This is a genomic window from Sporosarcina soli (assembly GCF_042655805.1).
Lineage (GTDB): Bacteria > Bacillota > Bacilli > Bacillales_A > Planococcaceae > Sporosarcina > Sporosarcina soli.
This window is the reverse complement of record NZ_JBHSNO010000015.1, coordinates 211,879-238,665: the sequence shown is the minus strand read 5'-3', so window position 1 is coordinate 238,665 and position 26,787 is coordinate 211,879. Positions and strand designations below refer to the sequence as shown.

Below are 26,787 nucleotides of genomic sequence, written 5' to 3'. Positions count from 1 at the left end.
GCACTCGGAGGCTAGATAGCAATAAAACGCCATTTCCAAATTGAATTGGAAATGGCGTTTTATTCTCTTTATACCTGAAAATTCAAACCGTCACAAAATGTTCACATGTAAGCGTTTTGAATTTGGCTGTATTATAACAAAATACATATGGCTCTTTTTTTCGCTACAAAATATAGTACACTAATAACCAATGATAAAATAGTAGTTGAAAAGGAGAATGTTCTATGTGGGTAGTCACAGTTTTCGAAAATAAATTTGTCCGATTCTTTGAATTTGCTGATCAAGGCGAAGCCAAACAAGTCCTTCATCGTTTCCCAAAAAATGCTCGCCTTTCTTTTGTAGAATAATACCAATAATAAATATGATGACCCATCCCTTTCCGTAGTTAATTTGGAAAGGGATTTTTTATTTTAACTTGCTTCAGCAGAAGTCCCTCACTTCTATAAGTGGTGGGATGAATGCTAGAAATGCATTCCATTCAGTGGGGTTTTAAACCCCGGCTGAATAGAGGAACTCAGGCTAAGGTCGCCGCGTTCTGAATGAAAGTGCCTTAATTTCTGCAAAAAAACGCAGAAATACGGCAAATCAAACCCTTCGCTGTTTGATTGGCAACGCCTGAGTGACCAACATCCTGTTGGCCCAAGCCTCCGGCGGATGTCACGGATTTTGAAAGGAGTTAATTGAGCAAGCTCAATTCAAAATCCGGACGCAATAACGCCGAGGCGTTATTAATTGAACCTTCCGACGAGTCATGTTGGTGGAACACATGATCAGATTGCTGTGCAACTATATGCAGGGGCGACAGGCGTTCTCATGTTAGCATTCCATCCGGAGGAAACGCTCCGTTTTGTAAGTCGTTATAAAGTCACGATATTAGGCGAAGTACCGACCATGTTCCGGTTGATTTTTCAACATTGCAAAATTGAAGAGCATGATGTATCTTCACTCAGACTTATTTTCTTGGGAGGCGAACCTTCACCGATGGAATTGATTGCCAGGGCAAACAAGAATTTTCCTAATGCGACAGTTGTTGCCGGCTGGGGGAAGACGGAAACGGCTGGGTTCTTTACGTTTACGGAATTGACAGATGAACCGTCGCGAAATCGATTGAAGTGGGAGAGATGCTAGTCAGAGGAGATAGTGTGATCAGGGGGTATTTAGACAAAGAGAATAATAATGGTGCTTTTTTGGATGGATGGCCTAAAACGGGGGACTTGGGCTATCTTGATGAAAAGAACTATTTACATTATGTGGGGCGTTCAAAAGAAATGTACATTAGTGGAGGGTATTATGTCTATCCATTAGAAATTGAATCTTTCTTAAATGCCTATCCGAGTGTAAATGCCTCTTGCATCATCGAAGTTCCGGATGAAACGTGGGGTGAGGTTGGCGTAGCTTTTATTGTTCCTGAAGACGGTGTCACTCTTGATGCCGACGAGCAGCTTCTTTATTGTAAGAATGGACTCGCTGACTATAAGAGACCTCGAAAATATTTCATACGAAAAGACTTAACGAATATCTCTGTTGGGAAAATTGCAAAACAAGAAATAAGGGGAAACCTAGCTAGCTTTCTTTCGGAACTTAGGGGTATGTTCTCATTCATTGTAAGCAATAATTCCAAAATACAACAGCCTGATGATTTCGTATGTCAGGCTGTTGTTTTCTTCTTTATTCATCCACTACCACACAATTGACATCAGAAACTTTTGCTAGAATTGACGTATCTTTTGGATAACAGAGAGCGACTCGATCGACAGTCGTGATGGGTACGTCAAAGCTACTAAGCGGTGTTCCACTACATGTATATTGAATGCGCATCAGGAATGAAAACCGGATCGTAACGAGATGGGTACCGAGCATTCCATGTACTGGCTTTGGTTTATCAAGCACCGTAAAGCTAGTGGATCGCGGAACCGCTTCGCAACGAACGGTGACAGCGCCACCTGAAGTTCGACAGTCCCGGATTTGCTGTGCTACATCACCTGGTATCATCCCTTTTTGACGATGATCAGTACAGAAAACGACCCAATCATGGACCCGTTTTGCACGAATACATCCAACTTGGTTTTCTTTTTGTGGCGAACAGTGAATGATTTTTGAAACGGTTCGCGGTTCACAGAAATTTCCTTGGATATGAACAATTACATCGGATTGCACTTGAATGTCTTTGGCCAACTCCATTTCGAGAATTAAAGGAACGTCCGGCGGAAAACTGATCTTAGTCACAAATGCATCTTGGACCCCATTGAACATTGTGTCGAAAGCAGTGGGATTGGTCGGGAAATCGGTGGAAATGGTTAGGCCGGTGACATAGGCATTCCCGGCGTTATCCAAGGCGATGCCATAACCTTGGTCGAAACCCGTTCCCCCTAAGTACGTCGAATTGATTAACCGCGTACCTGTAGGATCGATCTTGGTCACAAATGCATCGATCACGCCATTGAACGTACTATCAAAAGCACATGTAGTCGTAGGGAAATCATCCGATTGAGTGGCCCCCGTGACATAGGCGTTCCCGGTATCGTCCACGGCGATGCCCAATCCTTGATCTGCATCAGTACCCCCTAAATACGTAGAATAGATGAGTGCCGTGCCGCTGGGATTGAACTTCGTAACAAATACATCGCTATCCCCATTGTACGTTGTTCGATAAGCGCCCCAAGTGGTTGGGAAATCAGTAGAATTGGTAAATCCCGTGACATAGGCATTACCGTCATTGCTCACGGCGATAGCCGCACCCGAATTGTTATCTGAACCTCCTAAGAATGTGGAATAGATGAGCGCTGAACCTGTTGGATTGAACTTCGTCACAAACGCATTGGCAAAGCCCGTGAACGTCGATTGAAAAGCTGTCGGGGTAATTGGGAAATCCGCAGATTGTGTCACGCCGGTAATATAGGCGCTTCCTATGCTGTCCAAGGCGATGCTTAAACCTTGATCTAAACCTGTTCCTCCTAAGTATGTGGAATAGACGAGTGAGGAGCCTGAGGAGTGAAGCTTCGTTACAAACGCATCTCCAAGTCCATTTTTCGAAAGCTGAAAAGCATCCGAGGTAGTAGGGAAATTAGAGGAAAGAGTGTATCCGGTGATATAGGCATTCCCAGCATTATCCACGGTGATGCCTGAGCCCTGATCGAAATCCTCTCCCCCTAAATACGTAGAATAGACGAGTGCTGTCCCCGTATCATTCAATTTCGTTACAAAAGCATTTGCAAGCCCATTGTTCGTAGGCTGATACGCACCCATAATGGGGTAATCGCTTGAGAAAGTGATACCGGTGACATAGGCGTTTCCAGCGCTGTCTACGGCGATGCTCCATCCCTGATCGAAATCCGACCCTCCTAAGTGCGTGGAATAGACGAGTGCTGTCCCTGTGGCATTCAATTTGGTCACAAATGCATCCCGGTTGCCAGCGAATGACAGTTGAAAAGCGCCTGGAGTGTTAGGGAAATTAGTGGAAGTGGTGTAGCCGGTGATATAGGCGTTCCCGTCGTTATCCACTGCAATCGCATATCCTTGATCAGAGCCGGATCCACCCAAGTATGTCGAATAGATGAGAGGATCAATAACCAAAGGATATCGATTATCATGGCCTTTTCCCAGTGTAAAGGTAATGTAGGTTTCACCATTATTCCCATGAATGAGCTGAAATGCACTTTCCACGTGGTGGTAATCCTGATCTTTTTTGAAATAACTGAGAGGGGACGTATCGAGCATCACCCCGAAAGCTGTATCGATGAGCAGATTTCCTTCATCATCCAGTAAAAGTCCATCCGCTCCTGCGTAGGTGAAGCGGATCGTTTCCACTTTTGCACCTGGCTGTAGCACAAACTCATATTTGATTTGGCCTTGTTTACTTCGGAAAACGAGGTCAATGCCAGGCCATACTTCCCGATAGATCACTTCCTGAAACACTGAAATATGAGTATGTCCGTCTTCGGGATTTTTGCCGCGGAAATAGTTGACGGTTCCGGGCATTTTACTTCCCGCTTCCGGTTTTACGCCTTGATTCGCGCCAAAAAGAAGGAAATCGAGACGAAAACCTTTTCCCTTTGTAACAGTTCCCATACTATTGGGGCGATTACGCTTGAATTCAATCGACGATGGAATCTCCTCTTTATAAACAAAACTAGCCCCCTCGTTCGTAAAGAACACGTCGTAACCCGCACCTTTTACATAAAAGTGGATTCGACTATCTTCCAACTGTCCCTCGTTCGGGATGAAGTAAAGCGGGAGCTGCCCATATCGATGAATCGGCAGCTTTTCCGATGAAATTGACATAAAGAGCATCATCCCCCTAGATTCACATTGCTTTAGTATATGAATGGGGTTGTCAAAAGGGGAGCCGGTAATCTATCAAGCGCCCAAATCACACGTGTTGTATTTGGAAGGAATTTGAAAAAGGGTACTTTCATTCATGCTCTTTATCCGTTCTTCTATTAATGATATGATACGATAAATATAGATAACGATTGAAATGAGGGGAGTTCTGTGTTCCTAGATAAACTGAAGCAGAAGATAAAAGAAAATCAGTTTTTATGTATAGGGGAGGACACGGCTTTTCGATCGGCTGTGTTAATTCCATTAGTGCAAGTGGATGGCGAATGGCATATCCTTTTCGAAGTACGTTCCTTCACTATGAGAAAACAACCAGGTGATATTAGTTTTCCAGGGGGCCGAATTGACGCGACCGACCCGACTCCACTAGCGGCAGCTTTGCGCGAAACACATGAAGAGTTAGGTGTCGATCCCAAAACAGTAACGCTCATTCATGAGTTAAGTCCTTATATTGCTTCGCCTTCCTTTATTGTCTATCCATTTGTAGCCACTTTTGAGTATAGCGAAATTATCCATGGTTACAATAAGGTGGAAGTGGAAGAGGTATTTACAGTACCTATGCAATGGCTGTTGAATCATGAACCTTATATGCACGAGGTTTCCGTTCAACCAATGCCTGCATCTGATTTCCCTTTTGAAAAAATCATGAATGGTGCCCAGTATCAATGGAGGTCTCGTACGATAGAGGAATGGTTTTATGATTATGGGAAGTATACGATTTGGGGATTAACGGCGAGGATTTTAAAGCATTTTATTGACATGAACAAGTAATTTGACTGTTAGGATCTAGCACGAATCCAAATTGTCTCGGAACTGTTTGAAGAAATGAAAATGAAAACAAAAACAAAATAAAAACAGCCCTTGAATGTGAGAAGAAAGCAGCAATCTACGCTCGGTGTAAGATCGAGGTAGAAACAGCGTTCGGTCACTTCAAGGGCAATTTGTCGTTCTGTCGATTTCACCTGCTTTAACTTGCTTCAGCAGAAGTCCCCCACTTCTATAAGTGGTGGGATGAATGCTAGAAATGCATTCCATTCAGTGGGGGTTCAAACCCCGGCTGAATAGAGGAACTCAGGCTAAGGTCGCCACGTCCCGAATGAAAGTGCCTTAATTTCTGCAAAAAAACGCAGAAATACGGCAAATCAAACCCTTCGCTGTTTGATTGGCAACGCCTGAGTGACCAACATCCTGTTGGCCCAAGCCTCCGGAAGCAATAACGCCGAGGCGTTATTGATTCCGGGGGATTTATTGGACAGCCATTGGTCAAATGAACCATAGCAATAATTAATTTGTTCATATGTTATAGAAGCAAGGTTGTAAAGCTTTTTTCAATCTGGCTAACAAATAAGAAAGGAGGTTATGGAATGAGTAACTGGAAATGTAGACGATGTAAGTATGAAAATAAGTCTCCAGTGAAGAACTGCAAGCGGTGTAACACCTATAATGCTGAGGATAGAATGCTGGAAGATAATCACTGGCATTACGATCACTTTAATGATGCAACGGTTTTTGAGGACGGCGATCAGCTCTCATCCGTAGATCAACATTCCGATGAAGTAATCTGGATTAAAGATTCTTGCAACATTGTTGTTAAGACAACAGATACGCAAGCATCGGTTTCTCTTCAAGTGGGCTTACAACTTGCAATTGCTTTAGTTGTAAGTATTGTAATTGGTGATTCTGAACGGGGCCAAGCTGTGGCACAAGACATCTACCAGCAATTTAATGAGGAACAAACCAATAAACAAAAAATCTATATTGATAATTCGAATGACGTTAATATCGTAACTGTTGATACGGACTTGGCTGTGAATATTCAAGCGCTACTACAAGTGTTGGTTTCATTAGTCGTTAAATTGGATGTCCTTTAACTGAATCCAACAAATGTTTTTGTAATGCAAATTGAAGCGTTGGCTACAGAAGTACCCATTTCCATAAGTGGTGGGATGAATGCTAGACATGCATACAATTCAATGAGGCATCTAAACTCCAGGTGGTAGCCGGCTCGGGTCGCTTCAGACTTGAAGCAAAAGGCAAAGAACGCATTTGGGGTAAGCCTTCTAGCACCTGTCTCAGCAAAACGCCACCTGCACTTTTAAGGGGTCCGTCCCAACGTGATTGTTAACAATGAAAAGAGGTGGAAAAATGAGTGGAAACAAATGGAGGGCATTAGATCATTGCCATAACACTAGAAACAACAACGCGGATGTTCAACAAAATGCAGAACAATCAGTGTCCAATAAGCAGCAATCTTACGAATGGATCGTCGTCAGGGATTCCGAATGTGTTGATATACAAACAACGGATACACAAGCGGCATTGTCATTACAACTCGGAATCCAAGCAGCAATTGCGGCAGTCATTAGCGTTACGATCGGAGATACAGATCAAGGCAAAGCAGTTGCACAAGATATGAAGCAATATATAAAAACAAAACAACGAAACGTTCAAAAAACGATTGTTGAGGGATCAAGAAATGTAACAGTTAGCACAACAGATACCGACTTGGCTGTAAACATCCAAGCATTGCTTCAAATCCTTATTACTTTAGTAGCTAAGTTAGATATTCTATAATGTACTGTCAATTCGAAAAACGTTTTCAACTCCGAAAAAAATCTCGCTATATCATGTAGGGTGAATTTTTTATCAACGCAACAAAAGAATTCCTTTGTTGCGTTGAACATTGTTTTATAGTGTAAGTTCACTAATTATGTAGAGGGTTTGGAAAACGAAAAATAATCCTCATCTCCTTTTAATTGATAGTTGCATAGAATAATATGAGCGATATCACAAGAAGGAGCGATGGCTTGAGCGATTCATCCAAAAGAACAAATGCAATTCCCGACAAAGTGATTGATTTAATAGTGAGTAATACGCTAAGTAAAAACGGGGTAGATCTAGAAGAGGTTAAAGGGAAATTAACCGCTGAGCAAAAACAGTTACTTAAAGAGCTTGTAGAAGAGCTAACCTTACAAGTCGATCAATTTGTTGATCAACCTACATCCCGGAAAAAGGATTCCAAATAAATAGCTATTTTACTTAAAACGCCTTTAACACTGGCGTTTTTAATTTGTGGATGTCTTTACCATTTAGACTGCCAGGTTCTAGTACAATTTGGAATTGTGTTAGAATTTGGCTTCTTAAATCCCATTCATCTACTGAAATATACTATAATATGGATGAAAGAATACTAGTAGAGAGAAGAGGCGGGGCATATGCTGAAAAAATTGGCTTCAGATGCGTTAGGGTTGTCGGATATCGGTAAAATCATCGGTCCAGAAGATTATGACAAAACGGATGCGGATGATTATATTCGACATGAAGATCAAGAAAAAATTTATTTTTTAATTAAGACAAAAGCGGATGAATATTGCTTTACGAACAGTGCGTTCATCCACGTCGATGGTGAGAAAGCGATCTCTTCAAAGCGCTTGCTCAAACGCTATCCGTATGCGCAATATCAAATCACCGATGTATTTTTGGAAACGGCGGGAAAAGTGGATTTGGATGTTGAAATCAAGTTCACCTTAGGCGAGCAATCGTTCAGCATTGACGTTGATAAAAAGCAACTTAACAAATTGAATGATTTGTACAAAGCATTGGCGTATATTTCGGAAAAGGTCCACGACGACAATATACTGTTCGAGCTCGCGACTGGAAGTCTCGATAAAGCTGTCACAGTATTGCAGAACACACGTCTATCCGACATCCAGTTAGCAGACCAGTATAAACAATTAACCGAGTTTAGTTTCTCCTGGTTAACATCTGCTCGTGAGCAATACCAAATCAAAGACTTTGGCGATGTGTTTGAGAGGTATATTAACAATTAAGTAATGAAAAGTGCCTGGTTCTAATACAGTTTGGAATTTTTTAGTATAACACTTCTTTTTTATTTTAATAAATGTGACTGCCGGGTTCTCACACAATTCCAAATTGTCTCGAAACCTGACATCAGTCAAAGATAGGTGTAAGGGCTTTTAGAATTAGAGCATATAGATAAGTGAAAAGTAACTGTTATTAACATATCTCTGAATTGTATTAGAACCATGTGCATTAAAAGCTTTCAATCTATCAACGGACTATCAACGGAGTTTTGGCATGAGTCACCATGGCAAATCAGGGCAAGCATAATTCCGAAGGTTCGAAACAAGCTATACGTTAGCTGCTGGCTTATTAGGCGCTAATTGCTTAGTTGGAGGATAAGAAATGAATAAACCCTTTACACCGCAGCTTGTCTATTTCGAGCCGAAAGCCTTGGATTATCCGTTAGGAAAAGAACTGAAAGAGAAGTTTGACAAGCTGGGAATCGAAACACGCTTTACCACTTCACACAATCAAATCCGAGATTTGCCAGGTGAGACGGATGCGCAAAAATATCGGATCGCAAAGTCGACGTTAGTCGTAGGCATTCGGAAAACACTAAAATTCGATACCTCCAAACCGTCGGCGGAGTATGCAATCCCCTTCGCGACGGGTTGTATGGGACACTGCCATTATTGTTATTTACAGACGACGATGGGGGCCAAACCGTATATTCGGACGTATGTGAATGTTGAGGAAATCCTTGACGCCGCTGATAAGTACATCGAGGAGCGTGCACCGGAGATCACTCGTTTTGAGGCGGCCTGTACATCTGATATTGTGGGAATTGATCACCTGACCCATACATTGAAACGGGCCATCAACCATTTCGGACAAACGGAATTGGGGCGGCTGCGGTTTGTGACGAAGTTCCATTATGTCGACCATTTGCTCGATGCGGCACATAATGGCCATACGCGTTTCCGTTTCAGCGTCAATGCTGATTATGTGATTAAAAACTTCGAGCCGGGCACATCCCCTTTGGCAAAACGAATTGAGGCTGCAGGGAAAGTGGCAAGAGCAGGCTACCCACTTGGCTTTATCGTAGCACCCATTTATATCCACGAAGGCTGGGAGGAAGGCTACCGGCATTTGTTCGAGCGTCTGGATGAGGAATTGCCACAAGATGCCCGAGAGGATATTACATTTGAATTTATTCAGCATCGCTTTACGAAACCGGCTAAAAAAGTGATCGAAAAGAACTATCCGAAGACAAAACTGGAGTTGGATGAATCGAAAAGGCGCTATAAATGGGGAAAATACGGCATTGGCAAATACATTTATCAAAAAGACGAAGAGGATGAATTAAAAGATCATTTATATGGCTATATGGAAAAATTCTTTCCAAACGCTAAAATCGAGTATTTTACCTAAGTATGTTGAGGTATAGAGTAAGGACTCTCCCGCTTGAAACTGAAAGTTGCTGAAATTCCACTTTCAACCGAGGAGGCTTTCGTTGTGCCGGCTATTACGACCCTAAACTAAAATGAAGGCGAGTTGATGTTGGATGGATACGCAAGTCATTACGAAGATGAACATACGAAAATCTGCACATGAAATATTCGAAGCTCTAGTAGATCCCGATAGAATGTCTAATTATTGGTTTTCTTCAGGCACCCATCGAGTGGAGCAAGGTAAAAAGATCATCTGGAGATATGACGAATACAAGGCTGAAGTAGAAATCAATGTACTAGAAGTCGAACAAGAAAAGAAAATTGTTTTTTCGTGGGGAGCAGAAGGGCAAGAAACGATTGTTACGATTTCATTGGAGGAGTTGGATCGTGCTCATACACTGATCGAAGTGAACGAATCAGGTTTTCAAGAAGACGATCCCGAAATTGTACACAAAATGATGGGGCAAAAAGAAGGTTGGGTGTATATGTTGACTTGCTTAAAGGGGTATTTAGAAAACGGCATTGTTACTTTAAGGGCATCCTTAGTTCATTAAGTAAGGTTAACAGTCATAAAAGGCTATTTATGAAAGGATGTTAAAACTTTGAAATCTCCTAAAGACCAAGCAGTGGACTTTCTGCAGCTGATTGTTTCTGGAAAGATTGAGGAGGCTTATAAAAAGTACGTAAGCCCAGAGTTTCGCCATCATAATCCATATTTCCCCGGGGATGCTGATTCGCTTATGCAGGCGATGAAAGAGAATGATCGTATAAGCCCGAACAAGATGGTAGAAGTAAAGCAAACGATTGAAGAGGGAGAAAACGTGATGGTTTATTCCCATATCAAACAAAATCCGGAGGATCTAGGCGGAGCGGTTGTCCATATTTTTCGTTTTCAAAAAGGAAAGATTATCGAAATGTGGGATATTGGTCAACCGATACCAGAGGATTCACCAAACGAGAATGGGATGTTTTAGCCTTCATCCAGCAAATATTTTTGGACTGCAAGCGAAGGGCGGATGGTACGGAGCTATATGTGCGAAATCGCAATTCAAAATCTGTAGGCCATTCCGCCAAAACGTAATAGAGAGAAAAATAAGGGGGAGGAAACCATTTCATGCAAACTAAAATTTTCGGCAATCACGAAGACAATACGATTCGCCAGTTTCAGAACTGTTTGGAAGCGGGAAATGTCATAGGTGGTGTGCTTTGTGCGGATGGGCATTACGGGTATAGTCAGCCGGTGGGGGGCGTCGTTATTTACGACGGGCAAATTTCTCCATCGGGTGTCGGCTATGACATCGCGTGTGGCAATAAAGCGGTTCGGACGAATATAAAGTATGACGACATTAAAAACATCCTTCCAAGCATAATGGATGAGATTGCGGGGAAGATCTCTTTCGGTGTCGGGCGAAAGAATAAGAAACGTATCGATCATGAGCTGTTCGATGATCCAGACTGGAATGTCTATCAGCAGATCGGCAAGCAGGAACATGATCGGCTGAAAAAGTTGGCGATCGATCAGTTAGGAACGGTCGGTTCGGGGAATCATTTTGTCGATCTTCTCATCGAGGAAAAGACAGGAGACCTGTGGATTGCCAATCATTTTGGCAGCCGTGGATTTGGTCATAAGACAGCGAGCGGCTTTTTAAACTTGGCCAATGATCGTGGATTTTCGGATCGTGCCCCCGGTGAAAATATGGAGCAGGCGCCGACGTTGATCGATTTAGATAGTGAACTGGGGGATATGTATTACAGGGCGATGACTTTGGCGGGCAAATATGCGTACGCCGGCAGGGATTATGTCATTAAGCAAGTTCTGAAGATTCTCCGTGCTGAAGCACAGTTTGAAGTACATAATCATCATAATTTTGCTTGGAAAGAAACGCATAATGGCAAGGAGACAATAGTCGTTCGCAAAGGAGCGACACCGTCTGCACCGGGGCAGTTAGGCTTTATCGGCGGCAGCATGGGGGATATTTCAGTCATTGTCCAAGGGAAAGACAATGTGGAAAATGAACAGGCATTTTATAGTACCGTTCACGGTGCAGGCCGTATTATGAGCCGCACGCAAGCCGCAGGGAAGATGAACTGGAAAACGCGTACGCGTTCCGGCGGTAAAATTTCGCAGAAACAAATGGATGATGCAGTAAAAGATTTCGGTGTTATGCTACGCGGGGGCGGGACGGATGAAAGTCCTTTCGTTTACCGAAAACTGCAAACGGTGCTCGATGCTCATCAAGAGACGATTGATGTTTTACACGTCCTGAAACCGGTCGGCGTCTGCATGGCGGGTGCCAATGAGTTTGATCCGTATAAAGATTAAGGGATGGTGATTTTCAAGTATCAGTGTGTAAAGTATCCAAAACAAAATTATTTACCAGTTTCGAATGTGTTTGGAAATTTGGACCCACATAATTCCTAGGTCTTGAAACAAGCTGTACTTCAGATGGCTGACTTGTTAGCCTCTAATTGCTTTGATAGAGGACGGGATATGAATAAACCCTTTACACCACAGCTTTTCTATTTCGAGCCGAATGCATTGGAGTATCCACTAGGAAAAAAACTGAAAGAGAAGTTTGACGAGCTGGGGATCGAAACACGCTTTACGACTTCACACGATCAAGTTCGAGATTTGCCGGGTGAGACGGATGCGCAAAAATGTCGGATTGCGAAGTCGACGTTAGTCGAGGGCTTTCGGAAAACACGGAAATTCGATACGTCTAAACCGTCAGCGGAATATGCAATTCCGTTTGCGACGGGGTGTATGGGGCACTGCCATTATTGTTATTTGCAGATGACAATGGGGGCCAAGTCGTATATCCGGACGTATGTGAATGTAGAGGAGATCCTTGACGCCGCTGACAAGTCCATTTATCAAAAGACGAAGAGGATGAATTAAAAGATCATTTATATGGCAATATGGAAAAATTCTTTCCAAACGCTAAAATAGAGTATTTTACTTGATGGGCTTGTGGAGGACTTCTGTAGCTGACGCTTTGCTCTCAGTACAAAAAGATTAGCTGAATCAAGTTGAAAATGTATGAAAAAACACTTTTGGTAGAAGATAAAAACGAATCAAATGCAATTAGCGGGAGGTATTTTTTGGTGAGTCGATCGCTCTTCGGTAATTAGAACGGCGTAAAGTCATTCCAAATCCGCCTATTGTAATTACGGATTCGATTATTATCCAATTGAAGGAGGAATTCATGCATGAGTGTGCTTTCACGGATCGCGCTGGCCCTCGTCATCATAGGCGCACTGAACTGGGGTTTAATCAGTTTTTTTCGGTTTGATGTAGTTGCCACGTTATTTGGTGGTCAGGGTGCATTCCTATCTAGGGTTGTCTATGGTCTTGTCGGAATAAGTGGATTGATATGTATTGGTTTATTATTCAAATCGAACGAGGAGATGGACGCGGTAACAGACCGCCACTCTCGTTTCTCCAACCCGAATTATGGCGCCGAGTTCGGCGAGGAGCCGGATTTCAGGAAGGAACGAAAGGAAGCAGAAGAAAAGTCAAGAGATTTGGAATAAAAAATCTTAATGCCAGGTTACAATGCAATTTTGGATTAATTTCGTAACCTGGCACCTTTTCTTCTATCCTTTACAGATTTTTCAATGCGTCTGAAATGGCTGTATCACCGGCGACAAGGTCAAATGAGCGTCTATAGGTGTTTTCTTCATTCAGTACAGCAATCAATGTATGAGCGACATCTTCACGCGGTATGGAATCGCGTTGCAAGTTCTCACTTGCAGAAATATGTCCAGTTCCAGCGTCATTGGTTAAGGCGCCGGGACGCACAATCGTGTAATTTAGATTACTTGCCATGAGTGCCTTGTCTGCAAAATGTTTCGCCACCATATACGGTTTGATGGGACTGTTTGCCCAGCTTTCCCGGTTATGCGCCTGGATGGCACTCACCATTACATAGCGATGTACGCCAATTTTTTCCGCCGCTTCCATCGACTTAACGGCTCCGTCCAAATCGACTAACAATGTTTTATCAGGTCCTGTATGACCGCCTGAACCGGCAGAGAAAATAACCGCGTCGCAGCCTTGCATGGCTGTTGCAATTTCATCGATGGAACCTTCCAAATTCGCAATAACGGCTTCCACACCGCTGTCTTGAAGAACGGTAGCCTGCGCCTCATTCCGGACCATGGCCCGCACGGTATACTCATCGCTTTCTTGAAGTAGATGAACGACCTGTTGACCAATCTGCCCATTTGCCCCGATTACCAATACTTTCAACAGATAAAACACCCTTTCTTTTGTTCATTCATTCTATTGTTTCAAAAGGAGGGAGGCTTAGCAAGAAGCATGCTTATAATCCGCGATGTTTCAAATTCAACTCCATTTTGCATCCTGCGGCGCTGGGTGGTTTTCTTTCTGTCTTAATATTTTTTCATGAAGTTATTTGTTTCGATCTATTTTTATAATAGTCTATTCTCTTCACTAATCAGCTCCCCATTTGCCGACAGTGGGGAAAACCGGGCGTTGAAGAAGCGAAGTGTAGGCGGTTCGTAGTCCATCTTTAGCCCGCAAATGGCATCCCGTTTTTCATAGAGGTCTACGATCGAATCAACGACAACGTCCATATGATTATTCGTATACACGCGGCGGGGGATGGTGAGGCGTACGAGTTCCAGATTGGGCTTGTTATGGTTGCCTGTTGTGATGTCGCGTCCGGCTGAAACAATTCCTCGTTCCATGCTCCGTACCCCGGAATCCAAGTAGAGGGCGGCGGCAAGCGCTTGGGCAGGGAATTCTTCTTGGCTTAAATGGGGAAGGAAGGCGCGGGCATCCAAAAATACGGCATGCCCGCCTATCGGTTTGACGACCGGGATTCCTGCGTCGATGAGCTGTTGGCCAAGGTGACGAACTTGCCCGATCCGATGCGCGATATAATGATCATCGACCGCTTCCCGGATGCCGATTGCCATCGCTTCCATATCACGTCCTGCCATTCCGCCATAAGAAGGCATTCCTTCATACACGACAACCAGCTCACGTGATCGGATATATAAGTCTTCATCATTCATCGCCAGAAAACCGCCGATATTGACGAGGCAATCTTTTTTACCGCTCATCGTGCAACCATCCGAGTAGGACATCATTTCTTTTAAAATCGCTGCAATCGACCGGTTCGCCTGCCCGGCTTCCCGTTCTTTTATGAAGAAGGCGTTTTCGACACAACGGGTCGCATCGAGCATGACATCGATGTCATGCTTTTGGCATAGTTCGTAAACCTCTTTCATATTTTCCATGCTGACGGGTTGCCCGCCGGCAAGATTGACGGTTACCGCTAGACAGACATATGGAATTTTCTCTGCACCAACTTTATCGATTAGCCGCTGCAATTTAGCCAAATCGACATTGCCTTTAAATGGATGCTCAATGGTAGGATCATGTGCTTCATCGATAATGATATCGACAAATGTAGCACCGTTCATCTCCTGATGGGCCCGTGTCGTTGTAAAGTACATATTCCCTGGGACGTAATCACCTTTTTGAATTTTGAGTTGGGATAAGATATTTTCCGCTCCGCGTCCTTGGTGAGTGGGCAGGACAAATTGATAGCCATAGACGTCGCGCACCGCTTTCTCTAACTTCTTCCAGCTTTTGCTGCCTGCATATGCTTCATCGCCTGTCATCAATGCACCCCATTGTGCATCACTCATTGCTGTCGTTCCACTGTCTGTCAATAAATCGATATAGACATCTTTCGAATCGATGAGAAATGTGTTATATCCTGCTTGTTGAAGTGATTGTTTTCTTTCCTCATATGAGAGCATTGCCAATGTTTCCACACTTTTAATTTTGAAGGGTTCTGCAGTTCTCCTTTTCATTTCAACATCCCCTTTCATCAGTTCTTATCCCCAATATATCGTTGAGACATGGAAGTTACGACTTGCTCATTCATTATTCTGAAAGCTTTTCCTCATGGGGCAAGAAAGGGTAAAAAAAATAACCCAGTCCTCGGAAGGTACATGGGCTTGATGGCTTCATCAACAGATCTGTTTGTTATCGCACGGGACCTTGATTGATCGCCGTTAAGGAGTTGTTTGCTTTGAAAATTTTCCCGTTAACGTGTGCAATCCCAAATCTATTTAATCGCTTCGTATGTTTCGTTAAATAATTCTCAGCATCTTCTTTCGTTTCGAACAAATAGATGCCACCAGCTTCTTTTATTTCCTCATTCTCTGTCCAAATTTTCCAGATAAATCCCTTTTCTTCGTTAATGCTGGTGGCTAAATCCGTAAATGCGCCAACCATTTCATCCCCAAAAGGACCTTCATGTTTAAAATCGACTTGTAATATATACGCCATAGAAAAACCTCCCCAATTATCTTGCAAAAAAGAACAATGCTTATTCTTATTTGTATAATAACACGATGGTGTTTTCCAGACGAATCGTAACCTTTTTGTCGGTAAATAAAACGAGCTCGAAATATTCTATTTTCAGTGATTGAGATTGTAACAGCCAAACAACAAGGTAGACCTTCATTTGAACATTGTGTTATACATCTTCAATTTTCCTAAATTTAACCTTGTTAGCATTTCCTTTTTTAGATGAAAGGGGAATCGTTCATCTCATGAGTACAAGGTTTCCTTAGATTTCAATTCACTGCTTATAATCCTCTATCTTTTTGCCAATAATAAGTCATATAAAAAATGTTAGAGGGTTTTCGAGTGAAGGGCATCGGATCAATTAGTATGCTGCATGTCATTTTTCTATCGATGACGGTAATTGGGTTGAAAAATCATGTAACCATTCTTCCTCCATTATTAAAAACTGTAGGAAGAGATGGATGGATGTCTGTCGTATTAGCGGCTTTTGCAATCTTTCCGTGGCTTTTTCTGTTAGTTTATATTCATAAAAAATCCAACCAAGAGCCGATTTCGGATTGGTTAAAACAAAAAATAGGCAAGGTTGCCTCCTCCATTATCCTTTATATTGTTGCCATCTATTTGATCATCCTTGCCGCTTTTACAATGAGGGAAACGTTACAATGGGTCTCAACGACCTTTTTACCAGAAACGCCGATGTTGGTACTGCTAATCATCTATACAATTCTTTGTATCTTATTGGCCACAACAAATATACAAACGATTGCGATTGTGAATGTCTTTGTTCTAGCCGGTGTCGTTGTTTTAGGATTTTTTGTAGCGTTTACGAACATCCAAGTGAAAAATTATGAGTTATTGCGACCTTTTTTCGAGCATGGGTTCCAACCTATCCTGAAAGGAATTGTCTATCCCGCTTCTGGGTTTGTTGAGCTTCTGCTTATTCTTTTTTTACAACATCACATTAAAGGTCGGATACGTTGGTACCACTTTGCGGTGATGATTTTTATTTTAATGGGGTTAACGATCGGACCCCTCAATGGTGCGATTATGGAGTTTGGACCCGATGAGGCAGCGAAGCAAAGATTTCCTGCTTATGAAGAATGGGGTCTCGTGGCGATTGGACGCTTTGTTCAACATCTTGATTTTTTATCGATCTATCAATGGCTTACAGGTGCGTTTATAAGAATGGGATTGCTTTTATTCGTGGTGGTGGAAATATTGAAAATGTCGGGAAATCGAAAGCGTATTTGGAAAACGCTTGCCCCTCCATTTTTCTTTATTAACTTAGGACTGTTTCTTATGAACGACGGTCTATTTCTAAAATTTAAAGGGGAATATTTATTACTGGCCACTTTTCTCTTTTTTTTCATTTTATCCCTCGTTTTTGTGATTGTTGTTTTCTTATCAAATAAATCATCTAAGAAATTCGAATCTTAAAACCTACACAGGAAATGGTGAAAAATGATGCGATCGGCTGAAACATCAATGGATATTAGCAACTTAAAAGAAATATTTCAGAAATCGGCGGACGTTCAGTTTCAAGCGTATACATTTCGTCAATATAAAGTGCATTTCATTACTTGTGACGCCATGATAGACCAGCAGTTGTTGAATGAGGTCATCATTCAGCGAATTCAACTGGTTTTTGATAACCGAGAAGAGAAGCCCCTGGAAGCAACATTGCTGGAACAATTACACATTCCTGATATTCATAAAATAGAGGATATAACAGAGGCTATTTCACTGGTGTATACAGGTCATTTGCTGCTTTTTTTTGAGGAGGATCAGCTCCTGTTTTCAAGCAATATTTCTAAAAAGCCGAATCGAAGTCCTGAAGAGACAAGAATGGAAGTTCTCGTAAGAGGACCTAGAGATAACTTTATTGAAGACCTTTCCGTTAATATCGCTTTAATACGGAAGCGGTTGCCTACGAATTCATTATGCGTTGAAAAGTTAGAGATAGGAAGACGTTCAAAGACGGCTGTAGCCATTCTCTATTTTGATGATATTGCCGATAAAGAAATTTTGAATGGCATAAAAAGTAAATTGGAAAAAATTGATATCGATATTGTATTTAGTGGGGATTTATTAATGGAACGGGTGAATAAAAGTTCCAAGCTCTTTCCTCGAGTCGATTATACAGGTCGACCCGATAATGCAGTTCAATCACTTATAAGAGGGCGATTTCTAATTCTTGTTGACGGGGTTGCGTATGTAGTGATCACGCCTGTAAATATGTTTTTACTTTTAAAATCGAGTGAAGATAATGAATCTCCTGTCTTTTTTAGTTCGTTTGAGCGGCTATTACGTCTGTTAGGCCTTGGAATTGGCTTGTTATTACCGGCGTTTTGGCTTTCTTTAATGACATTTCACCAAAATCAGATGCCATTGCAATTACTTGCGACCGTTGTCCAATCGAATATGGGGCTACCACTTCCTGCGGCACTTGAAATGTTACTCATGCTACTCATGTTTGAGTTGTTCCGTGAAGCCGGCTTACGTCTTCCTTCTGCCATTGGTGGGACAATCAGTGTTGTCGGCGGATTGATAATCGGTGATGCTGCGATTCGAGCTGGTGTTACAAGTCCTGCGATGATTGTTATCATAGCCATTTCGACCATCGCGTCATTTACGTTAGTAAATCAATCTCTCGTGACTGCAATAGGGCTATTACGCGTTATTTTCATATTAGTCACTTCATTTTTAGGTCTTTTCGGTTTTTTTATGTGCATTTATTTTACGTTACTTTACTTGGCGAATATTCGAACTTTTGGCGTTCCTTACTTGAATATTGCGACCGATTTAAATTGGACAACTATTAAAACCACTCTTTTTCGATTACCGTCCAACCACTATAAAGAACGTCCAAATATGTTAAGTCCCCTAGATAAGACCAGGACCAATGAGGATGAAAAATGAATAAGAAAATGATAGCCATACTCATTCTGCTTATGCCGATTCTCACGAGTTGCTGGGATGTCAACGAGCCTGAGCGCATGCTCTATATTCATGGGGTTGGTGTAGATTTTGAAGATGGTCAATACAAAGTATATAGTCAAATTATTGACTTTAGTAATACGGCAAAATCAGATCAACCAGTTAGCAAAGCAATTCAATCTGAGGTTGGATTTGCTACAGGAGAAACAATTGATGAAGCAATTTTTGAATTGTATCATTCCATCGACCAGAGGGTTTTTTGGGGCCATTTTTCGTATCTCATTTTATCCGAAGAGGCGATGAAAGATGGAAGGTTGAATTCGATTGTTGACAGTTTTATACGATATAGAGAAACGAGATATCAAATTTGGGTGTACAGTACAAAAGACCCCGTAAAAGATGTACTGCTCGTCACGCCTATCATTAATAAAGCCATAACGTTATCGAAACTTGGCGACCCAGTGAACTCATTTAAGCAAGAATCCTTTATAGAACCCCTCAATTTTCGTGAATTGATTATTGCATTGAATGAACCAAGTTATGAAGCGCGTATTCCATATATTTCCGTCATTGAAAATTGGGAAACGGTAGAAGGTCCGAATACTTCAGCCAAACTTACAGGAGTTGGCGTTGTCGCTACAAATAAGTTTAAGGGGTTTATCACAGAAGAAAAAGTCAATGGTTTGCAGTGGATGACGAATGCAACGAAAAGGGGAGAAGTGACTACAAAGTTGAATATGGATGAACAAAGTTACCTCACCGTGATCATTGATAAACTTAAGGTAAAGGTGAAACCAATTGTGGAAAATGACAATGTGACATTCGATATTGATGTAAGAGTGGATGTTGCGGTCAGTAATATTGAAGGGAAAATAACGCCTAGTAAGATTAGAAAGGAAATTGCAAAACAGATAAAAAAAGAAATTGAGGCTACGTATGAAGAAGGCTTAAAACATGATGTGGATATTTATCGCTTATCGGAGCATTTATATCGGAAAGACGTAAAAACATGGAAAAGAATACAAGAAGATGGGAAAGTTGAATTGACCAAAGATTCGATTCACAATCTTAACGTAAAAGTTGAAAAGATTGAATCGAGTAGGAAATCATTAAGGAAAACCATTGAGAAATAAACTTTTTCAAATACATTCTATTTATAAGACGGGAGTTTCAACGAACACCTGTATAACTGTTATCAGGCTATTATCATGAATTTCAAGCTGGTAGGATGTCGAATACTAAAAAAAGCAATTACGCCCCTGCGTAATTGATATCGAGCTTGCTCGCGTAAATTCTTCTGGCGACAGGCAGGCGCCCTACGCTTGCAGTACAAAAACATTTGCTAATTGAAGATAAACATAGAAGCTTCATTTGAGGACAAGCTAATAAAAAAGATCAGTTGTGTGAGGTGATGTTGATGATCATTGATAGAACGTCCGAATGGAAAAAGGGCTTAGTCGAACGGTTAGAGGATCGTGAGCCTTGGGGAAATTGGACTTTATATAAGATGAGTTATGAAGTGGCCCAATCGAACTTGATCACCGATTTCCATGGCCTACAATGTCCAAAGTATTTACCTGATCTGAAGCCGTTGCCTCACCAATTGGAAGCGGCTGAAACGGTCATTGAAAGGATGAACGGCAAAGCAATTTTGGCGGATGAGGTTGGGCTTGGTAAAACGATTGAAGCGGGTTTGATTTTGAAAGAGTATCTCATTCGGGGTCTTGTGAAAAAAGCGCTGATTTTAGTTCCGTCTTCACTTGTCAATCAATGGGTTGATGAAATGAATCGCAAATTTCATATCCCCGCAATACCGTATCGTAAAAATTATGATTTAAACCATTGCCAAATTGTCGTCATGAGTATGGATATGGCGAAAAGAAGTCCGCATAAAGAAAATATTTACGCACAAAATTTTGATTTAATCATCATTGATGAGGCACATAAATTAAAAAATCATAAAACAAAGAATTATGAATTTGTTCAGCATTTGAAGAAGAAATTTTGTTTATTACTGACCGCGACACCGATCCAAAATAATGTGCAGGAATTGTTTTATCTCATTACTTTACTGAAACCGGGCCATCTTGGCAATTATGAGACGTTTCAATCACTCTTTTCCTCCGGGGAGTATCATGTGGACCAAGAAGAATTTTTACGCGAATTGGTCAATCAAGTGATGGTCCGAAATCGAAGGCAGGATACAGGAATTGAATGGACAAACCGACATGTTCAAATACTCCCAATCGACTTTACACCCGAAGAAAAAGAAGTATACGACTTAATTTCGGAACTGAAGCAGGTCTCCCCGGACTTTTCAGATGCTTTCTCGACCATGACGCTCCAACGAGAAATGTGCAGCAGTAAAGAAGCCGTTTATGTCACGTTAGAGAAAATGCGGGAAAAAAGCATTAAGCCTGAAGATGTGGCGTATATGGATCGCATTATTGAAAAAATGTCTGCATTGGACATTAATTCCAAAGCGGAAAAAGCTTATGAAATCATTACACAGGCAAATAATAAGGTTATCCTTTTCACCGAATATCGGGCAAGTCAGATCTATCTGCAATGGTATCTCCATAAAAAAGGTATTACGAGCGTGCTGTTCAATGGAAAATTTAGCAAAAGCAAACGCGATTGGATGAAGCAATTATTCAAAGATCGAGCGCAAGTACTCATTGCTACGGAGTCCGGAAGTGAGGGGATTAACCTGCAATTTTGCCACCATGTCATCAATTATGACCTCCCTTGGAATCCGATGAAATTGGAGCAACGGATCGGGCGTGTCCATCGATTGGGACAGACGCAGGATGTCCATATTTACAATTTGGCTATCCAGGATACAATTGAGGACCATATCCTGGATTTGCTTTATAAAAAGATTGGGGTTTTTGAACAGGTGGTCGGAGAGCTGGACGATATATTATCCGCTTATAAAGAGACCATTTAAGGAGAGTGTGCCATGTATCCGCAACAGATCCACACGTATATGCAACAATTTTTCAAAGAGAACCATTGCCCGATTTTAAGTCACCATCCGCATTATTTAATTGTCCAATTGACGGTTGAAATGGATAAAAGAATTATGAACCGCCCGTATTATTGGCAATACGTAGAGAGTACGGGGGAAGAACCCAATCCGGCACAATTGACATTTATCACAGATAAAAATCAGTTGGTGGAGAACGTTCGAGGCGAAGTGATCCACTTCGGTTCTCCTCGTCTCCATCAGCTCTTTCAAGTGACGAATGAGCTCGGCGCTTTTGTGCAGATGTATGAGCAGACGGAAGCGAATCCGCATGTACAACCGATCTTGACGCCTTGGTTTGGCGTGAATTATAAAATCGCCTACTATTGCGATCAAACGAAAGAAAGGCTGCATTCGTTGGGGATCAATCTGATGACTGGAGAAATCAGGGATGGTTTTCATGAATCATTGCTGGAAAAGGATTTGACGGCGACAGCATCCGCCAATAGCTTTCAGCTACCCTATATTATCAAGCCGCTCCGGGCGCTTGAACGATTGGATGCACTCATCGAACAGCACATCCAGCAAGACGACCATACTTGGGCGGAGGAAGCGAAAAAGAGATGGGAAAAGGATTTGGCCGTTTTGGAGTTTTTCTATGAAGGGGTTGACAACCGACCGGAAAGTTACGAAATCGAGAAAGAAGCGTTGGCGCAACAATACGAAGCCCGTATTAAAATCGACATCATCAGTGGAGGATTATTTTATTTGAAATGAAAAGGAGATGGGAATCATCTTACGCAAAACATGTATAGCGCTCGGTTTATTGATGGTCGTTTGGGTGATCACTCCGCCTATGCCGCTAGCGGCGCCAGTGCAACAAGAAGTCCCGTCCTATGCAAAATGGGGAAGGCTCGCTGTAAAAGAAGTGCAAGGTAAATATCCACATGCCCATATCCTGGACTACTTGCATGAAGGCAGTCACACGCAAGGGAATTCAACCACTGAGAAATTCAAGCTTTGGTTAAAAGAAGGCGACCGCGAGTTCGGTGTCTTTGTTAGGATCGAGTTCACAACCGAATCGGAGGAAATCATCCGAGTTGAATTTGAAGAAACGGACAGATGAATTGTCATGGGCAGGGAGATTGATGTGAACCAAAGTTCGTAAGGAGGACGTACAATGCCTGAAAAAAATTCGGGACCCTCATCCGCTATGGATGGGGGAATTTCGGGACATAAAGTGTCCACTTCAGCGGATGTGTTTATCCAGACGGTTAGCGCCGCTGTCCATCACTCATCTGATTTGATTGTCAAATCGATTCCTCCAAGCCTTACGCTTATCTATATCGATAACTTGGTGGATACTAAGGCGTTAACTGATCATATCATTCTTGAATTGGTGAAGTATCCGGGTGTTTCATCGCAAAATTTGACCTCTTATTTACCCGTTCCGCAAGTGAAATTGACGGAAGAGGTCGGGGATGCCGTTCGGGCCCTAATGGATGGGTCAGTGCTTATCCATGTGGAAGGGGATGCCCAAATCGTATTGGCAAATATCCCGACCACCGAATCGCGATCGTTATCGGCACCCGAAATGGAATCCCAAGTCATCGGTGCCCAAGTGGCGTTTAACGAGAGCTTGTCAACGAATGTGTCCTTAATCCGAAGACTGATCAAAAATCCCGATCTGTGCAATGAACTAATGGAAGTCGGAGAGCGATCGACAACATCGGTGGCATTGTTATACATCAAAGGGGTTGCTTCAGATGAAATGGTGAATACACTCAGGCAACGGATCACCGATCTGGAAACGGATTCCGTGTTGGATAGCTCGATTCTGGAACAGCTGATTGACGATAATTCGTTATCAATTTTTCCGCAAATGCTTCTAACGGAACGACCAGACAAGCTGTGCGGTGAATTATTGAACGGTAAATTGGGATTGATCATCGATGGAAGTTCCCTTGCCATTGTTTGCCCGCACTCCTTTCTGGAATTTTTCCAAAGCCAGGAGGATCAAAACTTGCGCTGGCAAATTGCTACGTTTACCCGGTTATTACGATTCAGCGCGGTCGTTCTATCCGTATTTTTAACGCCTTTATATGTGGCGGCTTTAACGTACCATTACGAAGTCATTCCGCAAACTCTTTTAGTTCCGCTGAGCGAATCCCGTGCTTTAGTTCCATTTCCTCCGTTATTTGAAGCATTGCTATTGGAACTGATTATTGAACTGTTGCGGGAAGCGGGGGTCCGGTTACCGTCGAAAGTTGGTCAGACAATCGGTATCGTTGGCGGAATTGTTGTTGGAACCGCAGCTGTTCAAGCGGGCGTGACAAGTAATATTTTAATCATCATCATTGCATTAGGAGCATTGTCATCTTTTACAACCCCGAGTTACATGATGGGTAACGTTATCCGGCTTATCCGTTTTCCGTTGATCCTTTTGGCAGGGCTTTGGGGTTTTTACGGTGTGATGCTAGGGTTCTGCTTTATCATGGTCGAACTGTTGCGCCAATCGAGTCTTGGTTCACCATATACAGCCCCTTTTTATCCGCCACGGCTGATGGATTGGGGGGATAGCCTTGTTAGATTGCCGTTGCCTTTGACGTTTAAGAGACCATCCAATACGAGGCCCGAGGATGAAGACAAATTTGAACCTGCCCCCATCGATCCCGAGAACGATAAACTGAAGGTGAATTGAGTGAAAAATTCCGTACAAATGGGCCCTGGTGATATGATTCCCGCTTTTCTCCTTTTTTTCATCGTTCACTCCGTTCAACTGGGGGTTGGGATTCATGGCTTTCAACGGATCATTTACCAGGAAGCGAAACAAGATGCCTGGATTTCTATCCTGCTTGCGGGGCTCGCCACACACATCGTTGCCATTTTCATGCTGAAAACATTGAAAATGTATGGAATGAATGACTTGTATGGGATTCACCAAGCTATTTTCGGGAAATGGATCGGGAATTTTTTGAATGTATTGTATATCCTTTATTTATCAACGGCATTTTTTGCCGTTTTGAGGAACTATATCGAAGTTGTTCAAACATGGGTTTTTCCGAATTTGAATACATGGTTTCTGGCGGTATCTTTGTTATTTATCGTGATCTATTCGTTTACGGGCGGTCTGCGGGTCATTGTCGGTATATCTTTTTTCAGTGTTATCCTTTCCATCTGGCTATTCCCGCTGATGGCTTTTCCTATGAAATATGTGGAACTCGGGCATCTTCTTCCAGTTTTGGAGGCCGATTTGATGGAAATTTTAAAAGGTGTTCACTCCATGACTTTTACGATTATCGGTTTTGAAATTCTCTATGTCATCTATCCTTACGTTAAGGATAAGGAGCATGCGAAAAAACCTGTTCATCTTGCGTTGTTGTTCACAACATTGATTTATCTTGGCATTATGTTAATTACACTCACTTTTTTTAGCGGGGAACAGTTGAGGAAAACCATTTGGGCGACGCTTTCTTTATTTGGTATCGTCAAATTTCCGTTTGTTGAACGGATCGAATATATGGTCGTCTGTTTTTGGATGCTGATCATTTTGCCAAATCTTAGTCTATTGGTTTGGGCTGCTTTTCGAGGGACGAGACGGCTCGTAGAGGTCAATGCTTTTAAATTCGTCGGACTGTTCTCGCTCGTCATTTTCATTGCTAGTATCCTGCTTAAAACCCGATCCCAAATCAATACATTCAATGACTATTATAGTCGGGTAGCATTCTATATTGCTTTTGTTTACCCGATCATCTTGTTTGCAATCGCTGCAGCAACAAGGAAATTTAAACGACATAAGGAGCAAGTAGAATGAAAAAGATTTGTTTTTTAGGTTCGTTATTTCTCTGTGTCGGTTTGGTCGGATGTGCAGAGACAAAGCTCCTTGAAAGGGTAGGCTTAACGACTTTGATCGGTTATGATTTGGGGAAAGAGGACGGGGTGGAGACGACAGCAGTTGTTCGTCAAGTCGGTTCGGAGTTGCAAAGTAGAGTGGCAATTATTACCGCCGAAAACAAAACAAGCCAAGGGACCCGCGCGAAGATCAATCGTAGAGCAGCTGAAAAGGTCATGGCCGGTCAAATGAGGGGCATCTTATTCGGTGAAGCGTTTGCCCAGGAAGGCATAGCCCACTACTTGGATACCTTCTCGAAAAATAACGAATTGAGCGGAGAAGTGCTCCTGGCTGTAGTGGAGGGCGAAACGAGGCCATTAATTGAATTTCCATATCCAAATATCGATGATATCGGTGAACATATTTATAAATTACTCGATCAAAATATTGAAAGTGAACAGGTCGTTTCCTCTACGATTCATGAAGTGACCCGTGATTATTTTTCCGTAGGCAGGGATATTGTTGTCCCTATCTTGAAAAGAGATCAGGAATTGGTGGAGATTTCTGGGATCGCCTTGTTCAGAAAGGATAAAATGATTGGCAAACTTAGTGTCGATGAAAGTTTTTACGTAAGGCTGCTACGGGATAATTATAATGCAGGCGTATTTGAAACAGAAATGAAAGGCGAGGATGTCCCCGCCTCTTTACTGAAGGATCCTCCGGAGGAAATCAATTTAGTATTCGATCCGATCAAAACCCGTAAAAAAGTGAAGTTGGTCAATTCGAAAACCCCAGAATTCGACGTGCAAATTTCTGTGCAAGCAAGATTAATCGAGGTCAAGCCAACTATAAATATCGGAGAAGTAAAAGAAGCAAAAGAACTTGAAAAGGCAATTGCTGATGATTTATCAAAAGAACTAAAAAGAATCATCGCTCGTTGCCAAGAATTGGATTCGGATATTTTCGGATTTGGCGAATTCTATAAAAGCTCGGTACATCGTTCTGAATTGACGGAAGAGCAGTGGCATGTCATGTTCAAGGATATGAAAGTGAACGTCGATATTGATGTGACGCTCCTCAGAAGCGGCGTTTTTGAATGATCAGC

25 protein-coding genes and 1 pseudogene are annotated in these 26,787 nt (G+C 42.2%); 22 read left to right on the top strand and 4 right to left on the bottom strand.

Annotation, left to right across the window (positions count from 1 at the left end; all coding sequences use genetic code 11):
• Positions 1 to 732: 732 nt before the first annotated feature.
• Together ACFPRA_RS20150 and ACFPRA_RS20145 are read left to right on the top strand one after the other, a co-directional pair.
• Entirely contained in the window at positions 733 to 1,128 is a 396-nt protein-coding gene (locus ACFPRA_RS20150; RefSeq protein ID WP_381438677.1) for an AMP-binding protein, read from the top strand.
• The gene (locus tag ACFPRA_RS20145; protein ID WP_381438675.1) at positions 1,122 to 1,694 is read left to right on the top strand and encodes a class I adenylate-forming enzyme family protein; all 573 of its coding nucleotides are present in this window, start codon (positions 1,122 to 1,124) and stop codon (positions 1,692 to 1,694) included. The genes ACFPRA_RS20150 and ACFPRA_RS20145 overlap by 7 nt, the downstream gene beginning before the upstream one ends.
• Here ACFPRA_RS20145 and ACFPRA_RS20140 read toward each other — a convergent pair.
• Positions 1,669 to 4,281 (bottom strand): DUF7948 domain-containing protein, encoded by a 2,613-nt coding sequence (locus ACFPRA_RS20140; RefSeq protein ID WP_381438673.1) that lies wholly within the window; start codon positions 4,279 to 4,281, stop codon positions 1,669 to 1,671. The two genes, ACFPRA_RS20145 and ACFPRA_RS20140, sit on opposite strands and share 26 nt — an antisense overlap.
• Before the next feature lie 210 nt (positions 4,282 to 4,491).
• Between ACFPRA_RS20140 and ACFPRA_RS20135 the strand changes: the two genes are divergently transcribed.
• From ACFPRA_RS20135 to ACFPRA_RS20085, 11 genes and pseudogenes are all read left to right on the top strand, one after another.
• Positions 4,492 to 5,109, top strand: a complete 618-nt coding sequence (locus ACFPRA_RS20135) for an NUDIX hydrolase (RefSeq protein WP_381438671.1) — start codon at positions 4,492 to 4,494, stop codon at positions 5,107 to 5,109.
• A gap of 593 nt (positions 5,110 to 5,702) precedes the next feature.
• Positions 5,703 to 6,209 (top strand): spore coat protein, encoded by a 507-nt coding sequence (locus ACFPRA_RS20130; protein WP_381438668.1) that lies wholly within the window; start codon positions 5,703 to 5,705, stop codon positions 6,207 to 6,209.
• A gap of 274 nt (positions 6,210 to 6,483) precedes the next feature.
• A complete protein-coding gene (locus ACFPRA_RS20125; protein ID WP_381438666.1) occupies positions 6,484 to 6,912 on the top strand; it encodes a spore coat protein in 429 nt (142 codons plus the stop codon).
• Positions 6,913 to 7,145: 233 nt separating this feature from the next.
• The gene (locus ACFPRA_RS20120) at positions 7,146 to 7,364 is read left to right on the top strand and encodes a spore coat protein (protein WP_381438664.1); all 219 of its coding nucleotides are present in this window, start codon (positions 7,146 to 7,148) and stop codon (positions 7,362 to 7,364) included.
• A 189-nt stretch (positions 7,365 to 7,553) separates the two neighbouring features.
• On the top strand, positions 7,554 to 8,168 hold the full coding sequence (locus ACFPRA_RS20115; protein WP_381438661.1) for a PH domain-containing protein: 615 nt from the start codon (positions 7,554 to 7,556) through the stop codon (positions 8,166 to 8,168).
• A gap of 376 nt (positions 8,169 to 8,544) precedes the next feature.
• Positions 8,545 to 9,573, top strand: a complete 1,029-nt coding sequence (gene splB / locus ACFPRA_RS20110; protein ID WP_381438659.1) for a spore photoproduct lyase — start codon at positions 8,545 to 8,547, stop codon at positions 9,571 to 9,573.
• 133 nt (positions 9,574 to 9,706) lie between these two features.
• Positions 9,707 to 10,147, top strand: coding sequence for an SRPBCC family protein (locus ACFPRA_RS20105; protein WP_381438656.1), 441 nt, complete (start codon positions 9,707 to 9,709; stop codon positions 10,145 to 10,147).
• 48 nt (positions 10,148 to 10,195) lie between these two features.
• A complete protein-coding gene (locus ACFPRA_RS20100) occupies positions 10,196 to 10,567 on the top strand; it encodes a nuclear transport factor 2 family protein (RefSeq protein WP_381438654.1) in 372 nt (123 codons plus the stop codon).
• Positions 10,568 to 10,707: 140 nt separating this feature from the next.
• Positions 10,708 to 11,916 (top strand): RtcB family protein, encoded by a 1,209-nt coding sequence (locus tag ACFPRA_RS20095; protein WP_381438651.1) that lies wholly within the window; start codon positions 10,708 to 10,710, stop codon positions 11,914 to 11,916.
• A gap of 168 nt (positions 11,917 to 12,084) precedes the next feature.
• Positions 12,085 to 12,465: pseudogene (locus ACFPRA_RS20090) on the top strand (spore photoproduct lyase family protein); the annotation flags it as partial.
• 338 nt (positions 12,466 to 12,803) lie between these two features.
• A complete protein-coding gene (locus ACFPRA_RS20085; protein ID WP_381438649.1) occupies positions 12,804 to 13,127 on the top strand; it encodes a DUF378 domain-containing protein in 324 nt (107 codons plus the stop codon).
• 70 nt (positions 13,128 to 13,197) lie between these two features.
• Here ACFPRA_RS20085 and ACFPRA_RS20080 read toward each other — a convergent pair whose 3' ends face one another.
• From ACFPRA_RS20080 to ACFPRA_RS20070, 3 genes are all read right to left on the bottom strand, one after another.
• Complete coding sequence (locus ACFPRA_RS20080; protein WP_381438646.1) at positions 13,198 to 13,845, bottom strand: SDR family oxidoreductase; 648 nt, start codon at positions 13,843 to 13,845, stop codon at positions 13,198 to 13,200.
• A 182-nt stretch (positions 13,846 to 14,027) separates the two neighbouring features.
• The gene (locus tag ACFPRA_RS20075) at positions 14,028 to 15,443 is read right to left on the bottom strand and encodes a tyrosine phenol-lyase (protein WP_381438644.1); all 1,416 of its coding nucleotides are present in this window, start codon (positions 15,441 to 15,443) and stop codon (positions 14,028 to 14,030) included.
• A 175-nt stretch (positions 15,444 to 15,618) separates the two neighbouring features.
• Positions 15,619 to 15,924: a monooxygenase gene (locus ACFPRA_RS20070; protein ID WP_381438642.1), complete on the bottom strand. Its 306-nt coding sequence runs from the start codon at positions 15,922 to 15,924 to the stop codon at positions 15,619 to 15,621.
• A gap of 363 nt (positions 15,925 to 16,287) precedes the next feature.
• Between ACFPRA_RS20070 and ACFPRA_RS20065 the strand changes: the two genes are divergently transcribed.
• The 9 genes from ACFPRA_RS20065 (at position 16,288) to ACFPRA_RS20025 (ending at position 26,782) form a co-directional block, all read left to right on the top strand.
• Complete coding sequence (locus tag ACFPRA_RS20065) at positions 16,288 to 17,382, top strand: GerAB/ArcD/ProY family transporter (RefSeq protein WP_381438639.1); 1,095 nt, start codon at positions 16,288 to 16,290, stop codon at positions 17,380 to 17,382.
• A 27-nt stretch (positions 17,383 to 17,409) separates the two neighbouring features.
• A complete protein-coding gene (locus ACFPRA_RS20060; protein ID WP_381438924.1) occupies positions 17,410 to 18,864 on the top strand; it encodes a spore germination protein in 1,455 nt (484 codons plus the stop codon).
• The gene (locus ACFPRA_RS20055; protein ID WP_381438637.1) at positions 18,861 to 20,015 is read left to right on the top strand and encodes a Ger(x)C family spore germination protein; all 1,155 of its coding nucleotides are present in this window, start codon (positions 18,861 to 18,863) and stop codon (positions 20,013 to 20,015) included. The genes ACFPRA_RS20060 and ACFPRA_RS20055 overlap by 4 nt, the downstream gene beginning before the upstream one ends.
• A 278-nt stretch (positions 20,016 to 20,293) precedes the next feature.
• Entirely contained in the window at positions 20,294 to 21,832 is a 1,539-nt protein-coding gene (locus ACFPRA_RS20050; protein ID WP_381438634.1) for a DEAD/DEAH box helicase, read from the top strand.
• A 12-nt stretch (positions 21,833 to 21,844) separates the two neighbouring features.
• Positions 21,845 to 22,627, top strand: a complete 783-nt coding sequence (locus ACFPRA_RS20045; RefSeq protein ID WP_381438632.1) for a YqhG family protein — start codon at positions 21,845 to 21,847, stop codon at positions 22,625 to 22,627.
• Positions 22,628 to 22,634: 7 nt separating this feature from the next.
• The gene (locus ACFPRA_RS20040) at positions 22,635 to 22,976 is read left to right on the top strand and encodes a DUF3889 domain-containing protein (RefSeq protein ID WP_381438629.1); all 342 of its coding nucleotides are present in this window, start codon (positions 22,635 to 22,637) and stop codon (positions 22,974 to 22,976) included.
• 54 nt (positions 22,977 to 23,030) lie between these two features.
• Positions 23,031 to 24,551: a spore germination protein gene (locus tag ACFPRA_RS20035; protein ID WP_381438625.1), complete on the top strand. Its 1,521-nt coding sequence runs from the start codon at positions 23,031 to 23,033 to the stop codon at positions 24,549 to 24,551.
• Positions 24,552 to 25,664, top strand: a complete 1,113-nt coding sequence (locus ACFPRA_RS20030) for a GerAB/ArcD/ProY family transporter (RefSeq protein WP_381438623.1) — start codon at positions 24,552 to 24,554, stop codon at positions 25,662 to 25,664.
• Positions 25,661 to 26,782: a Ger(x)C family spore germination protein gene (locus ACFPRA_RS20025; protein WP_381438622.1), complete on the top strand. Its 1,122-nt coding sequence runs from the start codon at positions 25,661 to 25,663 to the stop codon at positions 26,780 to 26,782. The genes ACFPRA_RS20030 and ACFPRA_RS20025 overlap by 4 nt, the downstream gene beginning before the upstream one ends.
• Positions 26,783 to 26,787: the final 5 nt, after the last annotated feature.